This is a genomic window from Lacibacter sp. (assembly GCF_035299325.1).
GTDB lineage: Bacteria > Bacteroidota > Bacteroidia > Chitinophagales > Chitinophagaceae > Lacibacter.
This window is the reverse complement of sequence record NZ_DATGWT010000014.1, coordinates 1-18,773: the sequence shown is the minus strand read 5'-3', so window position 1 is coordinate 18,773 and position 18,773 is coordinate 1. Positions and strand designations below refer to the sequence as shown.

Below are 18,773 nucleotides of genomic sequence, written 5' to 3'. Positions count from 1 at the left end.
AATTATTCAGTCACAGGAACAAGATTAACTTCTTTTGCTTTTTGCAGCATAAAAGCATAGGCTGCTTCGTAATTATTCTCTATATCACCATCTAAAATAGCGTCTTTTATAGCTGTTTTAAGATCACCAACCACACGTGACGGAGGAACATTAAAGGTTTTCATGATGATCTCGCCAGTAATGGGTGGTTGCCAGTTGCGGATATGATCTTTTTCCTCTACTTCTTTGCAACGTTGGCGCACCATTTCAAAGTTCTGCATATAACGTTGCACTTTCTGCTGGTTCTTTGAAGTGATATCAGCATTGCACAAGGTCATTAATGCATCAAAATCTTCACCGGCATCAAACAATAAACGTCGGATAGCGCTGTCCGTTATGTTTTCTTTGGTTAAGCTGATGGGACGCAGATGCAGCTCCACCATCTTCCTTACAAATTTCATTTTCTCATTTGCGGGAAGTTTGAGTTGTGCAAAGATCTTTGGTACCATTCGTCCGCCCACAACTTCGTGTCCGTGAAATGTCCAGCCATGTCCTGGTTCAAAACGTTTGGTGGCAGGTTTTGCAATATCGTGAAGAATAGCAGCCCAACGTAACCACAGATCATTTGTATTTTCCGAAATATTATCAAGTACTTGTAAGGTGTGATAGAAATTATCTTTGTGCCCCTTTCCATCAATATATTCTGCTCCTGCCAAATCCACCATTTGCGGAAAGAATAATTTCAGCAATCCACTTTTATACAACAGATCAAAACCAACAGAAGGTTTTTTGCTCAACACAATTTTGTTGAGTTCATCTGCAATACGCTCTTTGGAAATGATATGAATACGATGAGCATTTTCAATGATGCCCAGCCATGTTTCAGGCAAAATTGTAAAATCAAGTTGTGATGCAAATCGAATAGCACGCATCATACGCAACGGATCGTCACTGAAGGTAGTGCCCGGTTCTAATGGTGTGCGGATGATCTTTAGTTTCAGATCTTCAATACCATTGAACGGATCGACCAATGCACCAAAATCATCTTTATTTAAACTGATGGCAAGTGCATTGATGGTAAAGTCCCTGCGTTTCTGATCATCTTCCAATGTGCCTGGTTCTACTTCCGGTTTGCGTGAATGAACTGCATAACTTTCTTTTCGTGCACCAACGAATTCAATTTCGAAATCGCCGTGTTTAATATTAGCCGTACCAAATGTTTTGAAAACAGAAACCTGCGGTTGTGGTTTGAATTGTTTTGCTACTTCCTGCGCCAGCTCAATACCATCACCTACACAAACAAAATCAAGATCCTTACAGGTGCGTTGCAACAATTTATCACGCACAAAACCACCAACGAGGTAGCAAGGCACATTCAAACGTTGTGCACAATCACCTATGATCTTCAGCAATTCCAATTCTTTTGTGGTACAGTCAATCATCATACGGCGGCAAAAATACGGAAACGATTTTTGATGTTTGATTTAGGATGTATGATGTAGGAAAACCCACCCCTGTTTATTTGAACGATGTGTAACTCTCTGCGCCCCCTCCAGGGAGGGGATAAACATTTTGAAAGTTTAAGAGCTTGGCGGGTAGTATCACTTATCGAGTGAATCTTTTAAATCAATAAAATCTAACCAAATCATGGTTCAGACAACTTGCTCATACACTTCCATAACCTTAGCAGCAGTATTGTAATTGCTGAAACGTTGTGCATGTTGCCAGCCTTTTTCTACCTGTTGCTGCACAAATGATTCATCAGTAAGAATGCGTTTCATTTGCTCTGCAATTTCTTCAGGCTTTGTAGGATCAACATAAAACGCACCTTCCCCACCCGCTTCGGGTAAACAGGAAACGTTCGATGTAATAACAGGAATGCGGCTCCACAATGCTTCCAATACCGGAATGCCGAATCCTTCAAAAACAGATGGATAGATCATGGCAATTGCCAGCTGATAAATATCAGGAAAATCTTGTGCTGATTGAAACGTGGACGAAGATCTTGCAACCGGACTATCAGAAAGAAATATAATGCGGTCTTCTAATTTATGCTGACGAACATAGTCTTTTACTTTTTGTTTGTATTCACCGCCATTACCTATTACTACCAATGGAATGTTTATTTCATTACGCAACGAGTTTATTGCAACACAAATGTTCAAGAGATTCTTTCGCTCAATAATGGAACCTACGTACAAAAAATAGCGATCGGGTAAATTATATTTTGCTTTGATACTTTGTTTTGTTTCTTCCGTTACCCGTTCGCCAAAAGCAGGATTACAACTCTGGTAACAAACTTCAATTTTTTCTGCAGGTGTTTTATACAGATCAATAATATCCTGTTTAGTTTGATTGCTGATGGCAATGATCTTATTGGCATGCTCGCAGGCATAACGGAATTTTTTGCTGTATATCTTACGATCAATGAATTTGAATTGCTCAGGATAACGTTCAAAAATAAGATCGTGAATGGTGACGATGGATTTGATGCTTGTCTTTTGAATGTTCACCGGTATTTCATGGCTCAACCCATGATAGAGATCGATATTTAATTGCTTCAGATCTTTCTTTACCCAGTTGCCCCGCCAGGCTGCTGATAATTTCCTCGACAAAAACGATCCGGGCAACACTTCATGTACATTCTGTTCATTGAACTGAAACGAAGTTGATGCCTTCGGATTAAACAGGAAGTATTCATGTTGCGGAAAATAACCGGCCAATGAATGAATCAACGTGCGGCTGTAATGCCCCAGTCCTGTTTGGTTGTGAAAAGCCCTTTTTGCATCGAAACCAATGTTCATGGGGGCAAAGATAAGTCGTAAGTGGTGAGTGGCGAATAAGCAATGGTCAATTGGCAATAAGCAAAATAATTATGAACAACTGTATGTATTGATGCCATGAAACCTGAACGATGAAAGGATTGCGACGCAACCGGCTGTGCCATGAAAAACTGCAGCTGGTATTCTATTAAGAATTATTTTCGCAGCAAAATTGAATTACGATGAAAGATTTGATCCTCGAAGCATGGAGCAACCGTGAGCTGTTGAAAGATGATAAATACAGTGATGCGGTGCGTGCTGTTATTGAAGAAGTAGATAAAGGCCGTTTACGCACGGCTGAACCAATTGCCGATGGTTGGCAGGTAAACGAATGGGTGAAACAGGCGATTCTGATGTATTTTGGTATTCAGCAAATGCAGACATGGGATGTGGCGCCGTTTGAGTTTTACGATAAAATGTTATTGAAGAAAAATTATAAAGAGCTTGGTGTGCGTGCCGTGCCACATGCTGTTGCACGTTATGGCGCTTACCTCGCAAAAAATGTGGTATTGATGCCAAGTTATGTAAACATTGGTGCGTATGTTGATGAAGGCACGATGGTTGATACATGGGCAACCGTTGGCAGCTGTGCACAAATTGGCAAAGGGGTTCACCTGAGTGGTGGTGTTGGTATTGGTGGTGTGCTGGAACCATTGCAGGCGAGCCCGGTAATTATTGAAGATGGTTGTTTTATCGGCAGCCGTTGTATTGTGGTGGAGGGTGTGCGTGTGGAGAAAGAAGCAGTGCTTGGCGCAAATGTGGTGTTAACTCAATCAACAAAGATCATTGATGTGAGCGGTGCTGAACCTGTTGAAATGAAAGGGCGTGTTCCTGCACGTAGTGTGGTGATACCGGGTTCTTATACCAAGAAATTCCCTGCAGGTGAATTTGGTGTTGGTTGTGCATTAATCATTGGACAACGTAAATCAAGTACCGATCTTAAAACAAGTTTGAATGATGCTCTCCGGGATTTTAATGTGAGTGTTTAATTGTTTTTAAATTCTTATGTACTATAAGTCCTGTTGGTAATTCGACGGGACTTTTTTATTCATTTATGCCAAAGAAATATTCGATATCGTTTATTGGTTTTGCACTTACGTTTATTGGTTCGGTATTATTTTCTACCAAGGCCATTATTGTAAAGAAGGCATTTGCAGATATTGAAATTGATGCACTGTCGTTGCTTGCCTTGCGGATGTTGTTTGCATTGCCGTTTTATCTTGCGGTGTTGTTCTTGACACGACAAAACAATTCATCGCTCAGTGTACAGAAGTGGATACAGTTAATCGTTGTTGGTTTGCTGGGTTATTATGTAAGCAGTTATCTTGATTTTGAAGGGTTGCGTTATATCTCTGCGGGACTTGAACGGCTGATCCTTTTTCTGTACCCCAGTTTTGTGGTATTGATCAACGCATTTGTGTTTCGTCAGCATATACAAAGGAATCAAAAACTGGCGTTGCTATTAACCTATAGCGGTATTGGATTAGCTTATGCCGGTGAATTTAATTTGTATCACCTGGAGCCGGGTTTCTTTTGGGGCGGATTATTAGTATTTATCTGCTCTGTTACCTACGCCATTTATATTGTTGGCAGTGGACGTTTAATTCCACTTACAGGTGCAACGAAATTTACATCTTATGCGATGCTGTCTGCAACAGCAGGTATTTTTATTCATTTTCTTTTTAAACATGAAGCCTCTTCGATCATAAGTATCGCAGGTGAGCATTGGATTTATGGTTTGTTGCTGGGTATTATTGCTACCGTGCTGCCCTCCTATTTAATTGCCGGAGGAACAAAACGCATTGGCAGTAATAATGTGGCGATCATTTCGAGTATTGGCCCTGTTTCAACCATCTTACAAGCGTGGTGGTTTCTTGGCGAAACCATTCATTGGTCGCAGTTGGTGGGTACTGTTTTGGTGATAGCCGGTATCCTTATACTTGGGCTTAAAAAGCAGTCGCCGGAATAACAGACATCAGAAAAGCTTCTGTTTTATTTCTCTATTTCCTCTATATTTGCAGCCCTGAATCCCGATAATATCGGCGATCAATTGCCCAGGTGGCGAAATTGGTAGACGCACTGTGTTCAGGTCGCAGCGTTCGCAAGGATGTGCTGGTTCGAATCCAGTCCTGGGCACAAGAGTAGATTTTTGGCGATTCTTTGACGAATCGCCATTTTTATTTTCGCCTGAAACCCTTGCCTGTTCTGCAATTGCGTTGAATATCGTGTTTACTCTTTCGGTTCGAACTTCATGTTTTTGCTTACTATACACAGCTCCATCAGGGAAAATCAAATGTTGAAGTATTTGCTTGTCTTCGAAAGACGCTGAAACCCACAACTGGCTTAGGTTTTCAGCAATTGCCAAAGCTTTTTCAACTCCTGTTTTTAAGTTCGAACTATCAAGTACTGAATTTGATAATTGAGCTGAAATTTTGTCGATTTCAGTCTTGAATTTTTTGGCGTATTTCTCATAGAGTTCGCTCGTTAAACTTCCGGTTACATATCGTTCTTCTATGCTTTCCAGCTGCTGTTCTTTTTCTGTCAGCTGTTTTCGAAGCAGCTTATTTTCTTCAACTGCTGAGCTTGACAATTCTTTAAACCTTTGAAGCAACTGCTCTTTAATTTTTGATTTGAACTTGCGGTTATACTCGAAATGAGAAAGATTAGTGACAAATAACTCATTTAATTTATCCGCCCTGATGTTCATCGGAATTTCAGCCTCTTTTACTTTATAATACCAATGTCCTTTGGTTTTATAACCCGTCAACGGCTGATTACTTAGTTCATCCTTAATGAATGTTTTTAAAGGCAGCTCATCATGACGGTTTTTCTTAGGTATATTTTTACCGGGTGCTTTATCAAGCATTTCATTTGCTTTTGCAAACGTATGCAGGTCAATCAATGCGGGATGTTTGCCCTTAATTAACTGGCCCTCTAAAAGATTTCCTGTAACGTAACCCGCATAAAAAGGATTGGCAATAACCAATTGAAAATTCGATTTGGTCATTTTAACTCCTTTTGCTTTTAACCGTTCAATAATTTCTTTGTTTGTTAAACGTCCATCAGCTTTTAACTGAAAAGCTTTTTTTATTTCTTTGCCAACATCGGTAATTACATATTCATGAAAGCAGGCCCGTTGTTTCTTTTTTAAGTTTTCATATCCAAGCGGTGTGCTATATGGCCAATAACCTTTTAACATAACTTCCCTTGTATTGATTTTTGTGCGATCGCTCTTTAATCTGTTATCAAAGTTATTCAGCAAATGAAAAAAGTTTTCCGATAATCGGCCTATAGCTGTTGAAGTATCTATATCCTGTGTTACTGAACGGATAACGACACCCTTTGTACGCAGTTCTTCGCTTAAATGTGCAGCTGCTGAGCCGGTTCGGGAAAAGCGATCGAGGTTAAACACGACGATGAAGGATACCGCTTTATTTTTATTCACGAATTCGAGCATGCGCTGAAATTCCTTTCTTCCATCCGACTTTGCACTTTCGAATGTTCCTCCGAAATAGTCAATAACAGCTAATTGATTTTTCAAACAAAAATCCTCGCATAGCTTCTTTTGAACTTCCAGGCTTCCGTTGTTCTGAGCCTGTTCCGAAGAACTTACACGAGTATAGATGACAGCGCCACCTCCCCGTTTACTGGATATAGAACCGTATCGCTTGGCTGTTTTTTGAGCTAACAGTTTCTCAAGGTCTTTGCCCGATGTTATCTTTTTCATGTTCAAGTTTGAAATAAACGTTCACAAGAATTTTCACGAACAGATCAATCTGTTCATTCTCTTTCAGATTTCCTTCTGAATTTCCTTTCTTATTTGCTTCTTTTTGTTTTTCTACATTGGTTTTAATTTTTGAGTTCATTGTTCACCTGCATGCAGACCTAGTCGTTTTGAACGAAGTAGCTCTTACGGTGAAACCATTAAGCCGAGTTAATCGGAGTTGATATTTTTATTTGTTCTAACAAAACTCAGGGTCTTTTTATCCCTTGTACTCAATCGTATTTCTTCATAGTTACCGAGACCAAGAATTTGGCGTATTGCTTTCGCCTGTTCCCCGGTTACCTGACCTTTTTTTGAAGTATCGATTCTTAATTCTCCATCTTGCTGTTTCTTAATCACTAATTCAGAGATAGCCTTATTATTTAGAGCCTTTAACACTGTTTGTTCATTTTCATTTAACAAACGAGGCATAATAAAATTGGTTAGTTCTTCGTCTTTAACAAATTCCCTCAGAAAATACGTGATAGAAAGATGAATATGTGGTTCGTTTACGTCAACATATTCATTGTTATGGTTTCCATATCCTCCGGCATCAAATTCCATTATCCTTCCGTTTGTAAAAACCAACAGACCGGTATCTGCCCGATCATCAATACACTGTATTATCAAATTTGAAAGATAATTTATTTGAAGCTTGAGTGCATACAGTAACTTTTCATCCTCTATTCCACTTTGCAGAAAGTTCAGGGTGTTTAATTCGAACATTGAAATCGTTCCGGCCAGCTCCTTTTTTTTCAGTTGGTCGATGTTGTAGAGAAAGTTACTCTTGACCAGATCGTGATAGTAGGCGTCCTTAAAAAAATAGTCGCAAAGCTTTTGCATGTCAGCTACGGTATAATTAAACTGACGAAGCTTTTCTATAATACGAAGCCATATCAGTAGCACAAAATTGATTTTTAACTGCCATTTTCCCTTAGGAAAAAAAGGAAGTAACCCATGCTTGCGCAAATAAGGCAAAGTAATCAGCATTGGACGGCCGGTGTAATCCATAATATCGGCAAAATCGATAGTCGAATCAAATAGCTGGTTTCTGAAATCTGTCAGGAGAAGCTTATTTGCTTTGTTCATTGATTAAAGTTAGACAATTAGTCTAATTTTAAAAATTTATTATCTTTATAAAAATATTCTATGAACCAAAAATGTGCCTTTTGTGGCAATTTGTTTAAAAAAAGAAACGGCACTTCTCGTTACTGTCCTGGCAACTCCTGTTATAAGGAGGCAAAAAAGCAACGTCAGAAAGTAGTTGACGATTTGCTGAAATCATTTCGTAAGGGCATATATCAGAACCTTAAACTATTCGTTTCGCTTTTGCCAAAACCCGGGTCAGTCAGTCGACCTCTTTCCGAAATGCTAATAAAAGGTTTTGATGAAAATGCATTTTATGGAGTTGTAATAGATAAACAAAAGCGAACCTGGCAATATGTTGGAAATTACCTTTTTAATATTTCGATAGAAAACAACCTCAAACAAGTAAACATTTACAAACAATAAATGATGCAACTATACAACTTTGGGCCGATTGCCCAGGCACAATTCGAAGCTGACGCAAAACAAAGTACGAATGATTCAAGCCCGCTTTTGCCATTGGCATTAATGCTTATTGCAGGTGCTATGATCAGCTATGCATGTATGTTACGAGCTCTGGAAAATCAACGACAGGAATACAGACGGCTTTTGTCTACAGCAAATCAAAATCATTGAAATTATTTTTCCAATTGCTGAGTATTACGTGCTTCTGTTTTATATCGTTCCGGCTGTTTAAGCATTTGATCCAAATGCTGTTCAACAGTTAATTTATCCATGAATATACTGTTGGAATGACCATAGATCTTTCTGCAAGAATTAAGCATAATAAGCTCGTGGCAAACAAACTCGAGATTTCCTTAGGATTCATAGGCATAAAATAAGATGTTTTTACGACTTGGAAAGCACGTTCAGGCAGTTATTTATACAGATTACGCCGGCAGACAGCATCTATTCATTTGATGAAGATGAATTAAGATGCTTGATTTCTATTTTCTCTCTTATTTCTTTCAAAATTGTAAGCCCTTCTTTCTTTTCGAAAAGTGGCGACGTAGATTTATATGGAACTCTTGCCGATGGAACAAAACTCATCGCTGGTTTCAAATGTGCATCCTGATCATCAAAAAATATATGCGCTTTAAATGCCTTTAGAACTTTGTCTTTAGAAATGCCACCAAGAAAAAAAGCTTCATCTACATATACATTCCAGTCTCTTAAGGTCTTTATTACCCGCATGTGCGACGGGCTATTTCTTGCAGTTACAATCGCAATTCGCAAAGGAGATAATTCAACGCCAGTATTCATTTTCTCCTGAATAATCGCCAACATCTTTAAAAGTTTGGCATGTGGGCCTTCCTCTAAAGGTTTATTCTCGTTAGCCTGCTCGTTTGCATGAAAAGCTTCAAGTCCCTGACTTTTATAAATCTGTTCCGAAGCATCTGAGAATAACACAGCATCTGCATCAAAAGCAATGCGAACAGTAGAAGTTTCAGGCGAATAGCCAACTGGCGGAGGATAAATTAAAGCTGCAGAACAGGTGCCCGAATCAATGATCTTCTGCACTTCCGCTTCTTCTTTTGAAAGAAATAGATCTACATCAAAAGCCTCCATGTAATCATGTAGCGACTCGCCACCAGTGAAAGCTGAACGTGTTATATCCAGCTCATAATGCTTAATTGAATTTAACACCCGTACTCCTGTTTCCGGGCTGTTTTTCGACATAACGATTACTTCAACCAGCCGATCTTTTGATAAGGTGTTAAGATTTAATAAAGCTGTTACAACATGAAAACCTGTTCCTGGCTTTAAAATAACAGCTTCTCTCTCCCTCTGCTGTTTACGGTACTCAACAACACCTTGCGTTTGAAAAAGCTATTCTCTTCTTCCAAATCGAACAACGCTCTTGACGAAATTCCTACCACTAAGGTTTCGGAAAATGAAACAGGCATACAATGTATTTTACAGGTTAATATATTTGATACGCATTATTAGAAATTGCAAATCAAAAATCTTCTTCCCCTTTCTCTGCGGCCTCTTCTTCCTCTTTACAATTATCACAAATCCTGTCCCACTCCATTTTAAAGCCATAACATTTAGGGCAGGTTTCCTTTTTTTGTTGGCACTCGTCACATTCATCTTCGTATGAATACTTTTCTTCGCCACAAACCGGGCAAGTTACTGCTCTCACATCCCGTTCAATATCATCTTGCATACGAAACCCATCGCTTGAACCACAACCACCACCTTTCGTTGTAAGTGTTACGGTATACTCGTAACCTTTATCACTGGTAAAACTGCACTCCCCTTCACTGATGTCTTCTGCGGTAAAATGGCTTTCATCTAACCAACCACCATTCGGCCAATTGATTTGTGTTAATTCACCATTCTCGACTTCCACATCTAAACTATACGTATTGCGGGTTCCGGTATTGGGATTGTAATATTCCACATCGGCACACCAGGTGCCATCGCTGTATTCATCTTCCGGTTCGGATGTTGTTTCAGATTCATCTGAGCTGCTGTATGAAGAATTCGTACAACTTGCAAGCGTAAGCAGGAAAACAAATACGATCCATCTCATATTAAAAGTGATTGAGAGCTTATGTTGATCTGCGTTTTTCACCGAAATCCGTTTCACACAATTAACTATACTTCTTAAAATTCTCCGCCTGTTCAAATATCTCCTTAAAAACTTCATCCTTTGGTACAGGAGGATAGCCATGCTCAGCCAACACTAAAATCAAATCCACTTTCAACTCCGCTTTAATATCGTCACGTTGGGCCCAGTCGGTGTATTTGGCTTTGTCGTCTACAATTTTCTTTACCGCTTGCGATAATGCAATCAACCGGTCTTCGGCATAATCAAACTTGTACTTAACGGCAATGGCTTTTAAAATATCATAGAAGGCTTTCTCTTCAAAATCAATTCCAAGATCAATGAATGAGTTTCGTTCTTTCTGCAACTCTTTAAACAGGTTGGCAAACTGCTCCGCCACATCATCCAGCACATCGCTTTGCAACACCTGGAAATCTTTGCGCTCATTGTACAGTTCCACCAGCTTTTTCATCTTCTTGCTGAAATCAACACCTTTAATGCGGTTGGTGCGTTTAAACTCTTCAATGGCTTTTGCAAGCAATTGCTGTAGTAACTTAATTTTTGTATTGGGTAATTTGATCTTGTCAATCTTCGCCATGTATTCATCACTAAAGATGTCGACATTGTTCTTCGGATCATTCTTATCCAGCTTAAACACTTCCTCCACGCCATCGCTGATCAGCGCTTCTTCAATCATCTTCCGCACACGGTCATTCATTTGTGCCGTATCGGGAGCTTCACCTTTGGTGAGTTTATGAATGATGGCTTTAATGGCGAGATAGAAATGGATATGATCCCGTTCATCTTCATCAATCTCTTCGCTGGAACAACAGAGATCGTAAGCCGATTTTAATTTCTTCGCCATACTTACAAAGCGCTTTTCCATCTCTTCCGTTAACTGCACATACTCGGCTGCTCTGTTTAAACATTCCAGTTTTTGCAAAGGCGTTCCCTCGAAATATGGTTTGGCATCAAATGAATGAAAGAAAGCAGCCAGCAACGCCAGTTGATCTTTTACGAGCACCACAGCTTTTTCACTGTCTTCAAAATCATCGGTATGTACTTTGCTGTATTTTGCAAGTGCAAGATTCATGTTGCTCTTGATGCCGATATAGTCCACCACCAATCCCGTTTCTTTTCCTTCGTACACACGGTTTACACGGGAAATCGTTTGAATCAACGAATGTTGCTGCAACGGTTTATAAATGTAAATACTGTCCAGAAAAGGCACATCAAAACCGGTGAGCCACATATCTACAACTATGGCAATTTTGAAATTCGACTTTTCTTCTTTAAACTGTCTGTCAAGTTCCTTTCTCGCTTCCTTCGTACCCAGCATATTGTACAAAGTTGCCTCATCGTCCTTGTTGCGGGTCATTACCATTTTAATACGCTCAATGGGCTTGAGCTTTTTCTGTTCCTCTTCGGAAAGTTCAACTCCATCTTCACAAATTTTCAGTTCGCCCCATTCAGGTCGTAGTGAAATAATTTCTTTGTACAAGCTATACGCAATTGGCCGGGTAGCAGCAACAAACATAGCCTTTGCTTTTACCGTGGCGCCTTCTTCAATCCTTTTTTCATAATGCTCAACAAAATCTTTCGCCAGCTTCTGTATAATTTTCGGATCACCCAAAATCACTTCCATTTGCGTGACCGCCTTCTTACTTTCTTCAATCTGATATTCGTTAGCTCCTTCTTCTGCACATTTTTTGTAATAGCCTTCAATCTCTTTCAGCTTCTCTTCGTTCAACACTACTTTGGCAGCTCGACCTTCATACACAATTCGAACAGTTATTTCATCTTCCACCGATTCTTTCATCGTATACGCATCCACCACTTCACCAAACACCTCCAGCGTTGCGTCAATAGGTGTACCGGTAAAACCAACATAGGTAGCATTGGGCAAACTGTCGTGCAGGTATTTGGCGAAACCAAATTTGCGTTCGACGCCCTTATCGGTAATCTTTAGTTTTTGATCAAGATTCACTTGCGAACGGTGTGCTTCATCCGAAATACAAATTACATTGGTACGTTCTGTAAGCAACTCTGTACTTTCGGTAAACTTATGAATGGTGGTAAGAAATACGCCACCGCTGTTACGACCCTGCAAACGCTCTTTTAACTCGGCTCTTGTTTCTACACTGATCACATGCTCATCGCCCAAAAATGTTTTGGCATTGGTAAACTGTCCACTTAACTGATCATCGAGATCGGTACGGTCGGTAATTAATACAATGGTGGGACTGGCAAAGTAAGGACTCTTCATCAACAGCCTCGACAAATAAAGCATCGTGTAACTTTTACCACAACCTGTAGCACCGAAATACGTACCGCCTTTCCCATTTCCATGCGGACGCATGTTTTGCTTTACACTATGAAATAATTTATTGGCTGCATAGTATTGCGGATAACGACAAAGTATTTTCACATCGTTCTTCGACGTGTCGGGGAAATAAATAAAGTTGCAGATCACATTGAGCAAACGCTGTTTGTTGAACAAACCTCTCGTCATAGTGAAGAGCGATGAAATACCATCCACTGCTTCATCTTCATCCTCCACTTTGCGCCAGGCATAATAAAAATCGTAAGGCGAAAACAACGAACCTGTTTTGTTATTCACGCCATCGCTGATTACACAAAACGCATTGTACTTAAACAGTTCGGGAATATCCCGGCGGTAACGCACGGTTAACTGTGTAAACGCATCTTTAATGGTACAGTTTTCTTTCACCGCTGTTTTAAATTCAAAGACCACCACCGGCAAACCGTTGATGTATAAAATACCATCGGGTATCCGCTTTTCATAACCCTGTATTTCCAGTTGTGTAACGAAGCGGTAAATATTAGCATCATCATTACCATACATCACAGGCTCTTCTGCCGCCATGTTTAATTGAGGTAAAGAAGCTTCCTGGACAGCTTCGATGGAACGATAATCAATTAATTGAATAAAGAGATCTTTCTGGTTACGGTCTTCCCGTTTTTCGACAAACCCATCGGCAATGAGTTGTAAAATGGCTTTATTGCTTTCGTATAAAGCAGAAGCAGGAAATACCTCCAGCCTGCGGATGATGCTGTTGATTTCCTGCAACGTAATATGTTCTGCAGCGTATCGGTTTAACAGGTATTGTTTCAAATCATCTTTCAGCAATACCGCAGTCATTTCTTTGTGCAGCAACAAACCACTTACATGCGGTATCTGTTCGGCTTCTATGAGTTCGGTAACAGCCTGCTCTAAGGTTTCTTCGGTAAATTTCATCTTTGGATGTTTGACTTTTTTTGAACTATTCGGAATTTCCGAACAGTTGCCTCCGGCTCTAATTCACCCTCTTCAAATACATTTTTTATATGCTCACTGATAGTTGCTTTCGATTTTTGAAACAACTGACAAAGCTGCGCCTGTGTAAGCCACACCGTTTCCTCCTCCAGGCGCACATCAATTTTAATATCGCCTATTTTACTTTCGTAAATCAGTAATTCGCTGTTGCTCATAATATCATGATTAATGGCTACAAAATACCGCATTCATTTCTTTGTTCTGAAACAAACCACTTACATGTGGTATCTGTTCGGCTTCAATAAGCTCGGTAACGGCTTGCTCTAAGTTTCTCTAAGTCAATTTCATAAGAATACTTAAAAAGATGCTACTTTCTATAGACCAACAATTCCATTTAGCTTAATTGCTTAATTAAATTATTCAAATTCTTCTTATCAGATTCATCCATAGATTCAAAATAATTTTCTTTGAACGATTCCAAATGCATCTTTAGTAAATTCTTGTCAGAAGGCTTTGAATTTCTAATCTTAGATGCAATTGAAATTACCATTGAAATATCTTTATTCAAATCAATTTTTTGATTTAATATTTTAGTTAAAAAATTTATTTGAACTTGTGTTCCGCCTGTAGCAACAACTTCCAGAAATGAATAATTGTTACTAAATTCTAAATAACTTTTACTGTCAAATGAATTTAATGCCAACTTAAGTATAGATGATGGCAGACTGTTTATAAAATTCGTCGGCTTGCTTATTACACAGTTAAGGACAATTTCTTTATAAAAATCAATCTTTATTAGATCCTCAATTAGCTGATAAACTTCGTTTGACTTCTTTTCGTTCGCAAAAATCAATATTGAATCAAGCTTTTCTGTTGCTCTTTCTGTCGTAACTAAGAACTCATTTCCTTCCTTTATCTCAAAAACATGCTTTAATAAAACACGAGTAAGAAGATCGTCATACTTATCATCATCAAGGATAAACTCGTGAACTGAGCTTAAGATAATACCTTTTTCTGTTAACTCTTTCAAAATAGCGTTAACCTCGCTTCTTTTTTCTGTTAACTTGTTTATCGAATCAACAATATAAAGTTTGCCGTTTGTAACACGATAAATATTCTTAAGTAATTCGAGACACTTATTGAGATTTTCGTCTTGATTCAAACTTTCAAGAATTAAATCAACTTGAGTATCATGGTTTCTGCTATTAGGATAGTTAGCATGAGCGACTTTCCTAACCTTCAATTTTTCATATAATATTTCTAAATCTGAGAAATTATTTTCCAAGACTCCATCCTGCAAACTATTTAGAAAAGAGTTGACATAGTCAATAATTTCAAAAATCTGATCTCGAGTTTTATTAAATGAATCACCCGCTATTTGACTTATTTTCTCTAATAATTTATTAACCGAAGAATGAGACAAATTTTCCTTTTTCGCAAAAACATCAATCAATATTTTATAATTACTGGCAGAAGTTGACCAATTTTCAATTTCATTAATTCTACTTTCAACAAAATCATTATTAATTAAATACAAATACTGATTCTTAGAAAATAGCATTTCTGTATTTATAACTTTGTAATTAGTCGAAAAAGTACTCGCCATTTTAATTGAAGTCTCCTTATCCTGAAAATTTCTGACAGCTGAATTAAAAAGCTTTGGCCAAAAATCTTGCCCATTATTACTGTTAATAACTTTATCAATAATTCCTCTCTTTAACCTATGAAGCGATTGAGCTTCAAGCATTATAGCATACTTACATAAGCAATCAAAATTGCTGGTTCGCTCTATTATATACTCAGATTTCACTTCGAAAATATCAGTAAGCCGACTATTAATAGCACGATCAATATCAATTTGACTACTCAAATTTGCGACCATATCAAAGTAGCTCACTAAATCATTGCTAAGACTATTTTGAAGACAAAATCTCGACTTGTGAATTATGTAATCAAAAACTCGATTCGAATCATTCTTAATTGCAAGAAGAACATTTGTTAAATCAAACGACTCAATTGAATCACGAAGATCGGCGGGCAAATCGGTAAAAATACTATTGGAATTAGTTAGAATATGAGTTAACTGTGAAACTGAAACGTTTGACTTAATACTTCTTGTAATTCTATTATATCTTTCAATTCTTTCCCTTTTAGGATCATTCGTACTTAGCTCAATGTCTTCTAGGAATATTTTAGGTGAATTGACTACTTCTTTATAATATGATGAAAACTCCTCTCTTAATATTATAATTGCACAGATCAAGGTCTCATTTTTAGATGCAAAGTCTTCCGGATAGTTAGACAGCTCAGAGATCAGATTATTAAATAGCTGTATAACTCTTCGAGGATTTGTAGAATACTCTTTGGCTGCTAAGTTTAATGTATCCATCTTAAAACCCAATTTGTATTTCTCATTAACATTTTTTGCAAATGAAAACATATCGGTTTCCAAATATGGTTTTATACGAATGATAACATTAAAGAACTTTCGCAGAAACTCTTCTTTTTCCTTTACTGAAATATCCTCGTCGTTGTGATTATTCAACCGAAACAAATGCTTCCTTAATGCCTCATCATCAACGGGTATAACGAATACAATACTGTAATTGTCTGATGCAAGAAATGTTTTTATATCGGTTAACAATTGATATGCTACATCATTATTACATCTATCAATATTATCAATAACAATAACCAACTTTTCTAAGTTTCTAACAGCTTTATCTCCAGCAATAGTAAACACTACTTTTTCATGCCACTTATACTTCTTTAACGAAGTTGATACCATTTCTTTAAAACAGCTCTCAAATTGTTCTGGAGCAAAAAACAAAGGTTTGGTAATGGATATTTTTAATTGGTGAAATGCACCAGATAAGATTGTAATAAAAAGTCCAATGAGAGTTAGCATTGAATATATGGGCATCTTCAAATCAAATTCAAAGGGGAAAACCCATATTAAAGCTATAGCTAATAAAACCCCACCAAGAATCCACAACAGTCTTGTTGTACTTAATTGATACTTATTGCCAATATCGGTCGACTCATTTTCATAGAATTTTTTCATCAGTTCTGTTTCATCTAGCCCAAGTTCCTTTCGAACTCTTCTTAGAAACATTCTTCGAAAAGAATCATTAGCATATTGCCAGGCATCGTAATTAATAAACTTTACTTTTTTTTGATCAAATTCCTTTGAAGCCGTTTCAATAATTGATGATTTGCCTGACCCCCATGAGCCAAACAAACCTATTGTGAAAACCTTATTATCTTCAGTATTTTCAATCACTCTTTTGAGATTATCAGAATAAGTTTTAGTCTGCAGAAAATCAGACTCCTTCAGGTTCACTTCTTTGTCGATTATAAATTTTCTTTTCATAGATTTTAATTTTCAATGGTCGCAAGTTTTGAAAGAAATAGCTTATTTAATTTTTGAAGAGAATTTATTTCATCCTTCATGCTAAAAATCAGGTTATAAACATTGATTAATGGTACAATTATTTTTTGCTGGTTTTCATATGATGGAAATGAAATTTTAAATGAAAGCAAATCGCCGATTTGAATATTTGGCTGCGTTGAAGTTCCGAATGCAATAGTATTTATGTGTTCTGTAAAATATTCTGTTTTGAAAAAAGCTTGAAGAATAATTGGATGGACCCTTGATCTTTTAGCTCTAATTCTAATCAACCCATTATTAAAAACTGCATTCAAGTCTTTTGCTATGAACATATTGCCGCCAACTGTTGCCCCAGTTCTTGCAACGATAATATCATCTTTTTTTAGTTGAAATCTATTGAAATTACTTTTTTCAACTTTTGTAAAGCCCCAATTTTCATAATTTGATTCTTTTGAAATGTCCTGAATTCTTAAACACTTTACGCCTGTATCCTCTATAACAATTGGCGCTCTTGTAATTGCATCCAATCCTGTATTTGCACTTTCAACATAATCTGAAAGTGTTTCGAGGTCATTGGAGGGAACTGACAGCACATGCTCTTTATAAACAGCCTGCGCTGTTTCTTCCAGTTTTTGGATAAGCTGGTTATTGAGGGTGATGCGGTTTATAATGGCGTTGTATTCTTTTACAATTTCTTTTTGTTTATCAGGATGCGGAACAGGTAATGTTACTTTACACATTTCATCCCATTCAAAAATTTCCCTTGCACTTCCATGCGACATAAACCTGGCATAGCGGTCGAACTCAGGCCGTCGAAACCACATCATTAAATATTCGGGCAGTAAGGCTTTGGTATCAGAAATTTCAAACGGAGTATATGCCTGTGATACAATTACCTCATCGTATTGATCCTGTAATGCAATCGATATTTTGTCGCCATTTCTTGAAGTAACAGGACCATATGCAAATTGGTTTCGCTTTACAATCTTATAAGTAGACATATCGGTACCGATTGTATTTGCAATGGAAGGCATAAATACTTTCTCAATGCTTACACCAAGTAAGGTATCTACAGCAAGCTTCGTGTTCCGTTCATCAACCTGTTTAATATAGTTGCCCAGCTGCTTATAATGCGATCTCATATCCCAATTCTTTAAACACAGTGAGCAAATCTTTTTTCGATTGTTCTTCGGCCTTCAGCAGTTCAGCAAATTCTTTTTGCAGGCTTTGCATCTTCTCATCAAAGTCAATATTCTCATCCCTGTTTACAAACTCAATGTATTTGCTGGGCACAAGAGAGAAGTCCTTTTTTACCACATCCTCAAACGAAGCACTGTAACAAAACTCAGGTTCGTTTTGGTAAGTTGTTGCAACTCCTGTTTGTTGCCAGTTATGATAAGTCTCGGTTATCTTTTTAATATCCTCTTCTGAAAACTGTGTGTATTTTTTTTCAAACGGTACACCCATTTGCCGCAAATCCATAAACAGGATTTCCTTTTCACGGTCACGGTATTTTTTAATTACACCGTTGTGCTCAATGGTTCTTGCCTTCTTGTTTTTATTGAGGATCCAAAGCGTTACACTGATATCGGTGGTATAAAATAAATTACGTGGCATTACAAGGATTGCTTCCACTAAATTATTTTCAATGAGCTTGCGGCGTATTTTGTATTCATCGCCACCGCCACTTAATGCACCGTTTGCAAGGATAAAACCGGCTACTCCGTTTTCACTCAGCTTACTCGCCATGTGTAAGATCCATGCATAGTTGGCATTGCCCGTGGGTGGCACCGTGTATCCTTTCCAGCGTGCATCGGTTGTAAGTTCATCATCGGCCCGCCATTGCTTTTGGTTAAAGGGCGGGTTGGCCATAATAAAATCGGCCTTGAGGTCTTTGTGCT

General features: G+C 38.0%; 13 protein-coding genes, 1 tRNA gene and 2 pseudogenes. 4 read left to right on the top strand and 12 right to left on the bottom strand.

What is annotated here, in order from left to right; all coding sequences use genetic code 11:
- Positions 1 to 2: 2 nt before the first annotated feature.
- Together VK159_RS09020 and VK159_RS09015 are read right to left on the bottom strand one after the other, a co-directional pair.
- On the bottom strand, positions 3 to 1,424 hold the full coding sequence (locus tag VK159_RS09020; RefSeq protein WP_324229803.1) for a CCA tRNA nucleotidyltransferase: 1,422 nt from the start codon (positions 1,422 to 1,424) through the stop codon (positions 3 to 5).
- A 207-nt stretch (positions 1,425 to 1,631) separates the two neighbouring features.
- Positions 1,632 to 2,783: a glycosyltransferase family 1 protein gene (locus tag VK159_RS09015; protein ID WP_324229802.1), complete on the bottom strand. Its 1,152-nt coding sequence runs from the start codon at positions 2,781 to 2,783 to the stop codon at positions 1,632 to 1,634.
- Positions 2,784 to 2,983: 200 nt separating this feature from the next.
- Between VK159_RS09015 and VK159_RS09010 the strand changes: the two genes are divergently transcribed.
- The 3 genes from VK159_RS09010 to VK159_RS09000 all read left to right on the top strand — a co-directional run bounded on the left by VK159_RS09010 (position 2,984) and on the right by VK159_RS09000 (position 4,937).
- On the top strand, positions 2,984 to 3,790 hold the full coding sequence (locus VK159_RS09010; RefSeq protein ID WP_324229801.1) for a 2,3,4,5-tetrahydropyridine-2,6-dicarboxylate N-succinyltransferase: 807 nt from the start codon (positions 2,984 to 2,986) through the stop codon (positions 3,788 to 3,790).
- A gap of 65 nt (positions 3,791 to 3,855) precedes the next feature.
- Positions 3,856 to 4,770: a DMT family transporter gene (locus tag VK159_RS09005; protein ID WP_324229800.1), complete on the top strand. Its 915-nt coding sequence runs from the start codon at positions 3,856 to 3,858 to the stop codon at positions 4,768 to 4,770.
- Between the two features lie 83 nt (positions 4,771 to 4,853).
- A tRNA-Leu gene (locus VK159_RS09000) sits at positions 4,854 to 4,937 on the top strand.
- A 730-nt stretch (positions 4,938 to 5,667) separates the two neighbouring features.
- Here the strand turns inward: VK159_RS09000 and VK159_RS23670 are convergent.
- From VK159_RS23670 to VK159_RS08990, 3 genes and pseudogenes are all read right to left on the bottom strand, one after another.
- A pseudogene (locus VK159_RS23670) lies at positions 5,668 to 6,528 on the bottom strand (recombinase family protein); the annotation flags it as partial.
- Positions 6,497 to 6,667: a hypothetical protein gene (locus tag VK159_RS08995; protein WP_324229799.1), complete on the bottom strand. Its 171-nt coding sequence runs from the start codon at positions 6,665 to 6,667 to the stop codon at positions 6,497 to 6,499. The gene VK159_RS08995 and the pseudogene VK159_RS23670, both read right to left, overlap by 32 nt.
- A gap of 68 nt (positions 6,668 to 6,735) precedes the next feature.
- Positions 6,736 to 7,653, bottom strand: coding sequence for a hypothetical protein (locus VK159_RS08990; RefSeq protein ID WP_324229798.1), 918 nt, complete (start codon positions 7,651 to 7,653; stop codon positions 6,736 to 6,738).
- A 60-nt stretch (positions 7,654 to 7,713) separates the two neighbouring features.
- Between VK159_RS08990 and VK159_RS08985 the strand changes: the two genes are divergently transcribed.
- Complete coding sequence (locus VK159_RS08985) at positions 7,714 to 8,076, top strand: hypothetical protein (protein WP_324229797.1); 363 nt, start codon at positions 7,714 to 7,716, stop codon at positions 8,074 to 8,076.
- 483 nt (positions 8,077 to 8,559) lie between these two features.
- Here the strand turns inward: VK159_RS08985 and VK159_RS08980 are convergent.
- From VK159_RS08980 to VK159_RS08950, 7 genes and pseudogenes are all read right to left on the bottom strand, one after another.
- Positions 8,560 to 9,557: pseudogene (locus VK159_RS08980) on the bottom strand (5'-nucleotidase).
- A gap of 53 nt (positions 9,558 to 9,610) precedes the next feature.
- Positions 9,611 to 10,189: a hypothetical protein gene (locus VK159_RS08975; RefSeq protein ID WP_324229796.1), complete on the bottom strand. Its 579-nt coding sequence runs from the start codon at positions 10,187 to 10,189 to the stop codon at positions 9,611 to 9,613.
- Between the two features lie 61 nt (positions 10,190 to 10,250).
- On the bottom strand, positions 10,251 to 13,463 hold the full coding sequence (locus tag VK159_RS08970; protein WP_324229795.1) for an HsdR family type I site-specific deoxyribonuclease: 3,213 nt from the start codon (positions 13,461 to 13,463) through the stop codon (positions 10,251 to 10,253).
- A complete protein-coding gene (locus VK159_RS08965; RefSeq protein WP_324229794.1) occupies positions 13,460 to 13,729 on the bottom strand; it encodes a hypothetical protein in 270 nt (89 codons plus the stop codon). The genes VK159_RS08970 and VK159_RS08965 overlap by 4 nt, the downstream gene beginning before the upstream one ends.
- A gap of 146 nt (positions 13,730 to 13,875) precedes the next feature.
- On the bottom strand, positions 13,876 to 16,854 hold the full coding sequence (locus VK159_RS08960) for a KAP family P-loop NTPase fold protein (RefSeq protein ID WP_324229793.1): 2,979 nt from the start codon (positions 16,852 to 16,854) through the stop codon (positions 13,876 to 13,878).
- 5 nt (positions 16,855 to 16,859) lie between these two features.
- Positions 16,860 to 18,014, bottom strand: coding sequence for a restriction endonuclease subunit S (locus VK159_RS08955; RefSeq protein WP_324229792.1), 1,155 nt, complete (start codon positions 18,012 to 18,014; stop codon positions 16,860 to 16,862).
- On the bottom strand, positions 17,998 to 18,773 hold a 776-nt coding region (locus tag VK159_RS08950), incomplete at its 5' end, for an N-6 DNA methylase (RefSeq protein ID WP_324229791.1). The genes VK159_RS08950 and VK159_RS08955, both read right to left, overlap by 17 nt.

Bases quoted from the DNA above. Each gene is read 5' to 3' on its own strand.
- VK159_RS09020 (WP_324229803.1), bottom strand. From the start codon at position 1,424: ATGATGATTGACTGTACCACAAAAGAATTGGAATTGCTGAAGATCATA.
- VK159_RS09015 (WP_324229802.1), bottom strand. From the start codon at position 2,783: ATGAACATTGGTTTCGATGCAAAAAGGGCTTTTCACAACCAAACAGGA.
- VK159_RS09010 (WP_324229801.1), top strand. From the start codon at position 2,984: ATGAAAGATTTGATCCTCGAAGCATGGAGCAACCGTGAGCTGTTGAAA.
- VK159_RS09005 (WP_324229800.1), top strand. From the start codon at position 3,856: ATGCCAAAGAAATATTCGATATCGTTTATTGGTTTTGCACTTACGTTT.
- VK159_RS08995 (WP_324229799.1), bottom strand. From the start codon at position 6,667: ATGAACTCAAAAATTAAAACCAATGTAGAAAAACAAAAAGAAGCAAAT.
- VK159_RS08990 (WP_324229798.1), bottom strand. From the start codon at position 7,653: ATGAACAAAGCAAATAAGCTTCTCCTGACAGATTTCAGAAACCAGCTA.
- VK159_RS08985 (WP_324229797.1), top strand. From the start codon at position 7,714: ATGAACCAAAAATGTGCCTTTTGTGGCAATTTGTTTAAAAAAAGAAAC.
- VK159_RS08975 (WP_324229796.1), bottom strand. From the start codon at position 10,189: ATGAGATGGATCGTATTTGTTTTCCTGCTTACGCTTGCAAGTTGTACG.
- VK159_RS08970 (WP_324229795.1), bottom strand. From the start codon at position 13,463: ATGAAATTTACCGAAGAAACCTTAGAGCAGGCTGTTACCGAACTCATA.
- VK159_RS08965 (WP_324229794.1), bottom strand. From the start codon at position 13,729: ATGCGGTATTTTGTAGCCATTAATCATGATATTATGAGCAACAGCGAA.
- VK159_RS08960 (WP_324229793.1), bottom strand. From the start codon at position 16,854: ATGAAAAGAAAATTTATAATCGACAAAGAAGTGAACCTGAAGGAGTCT.
- VK159_RS08955 (WP_324229792.1), bottom strand. From the start codon at position 18,014: ATGAGATCGCATTATAAGCAGCTGGGCAACTATATTAAACAGGTTGAT.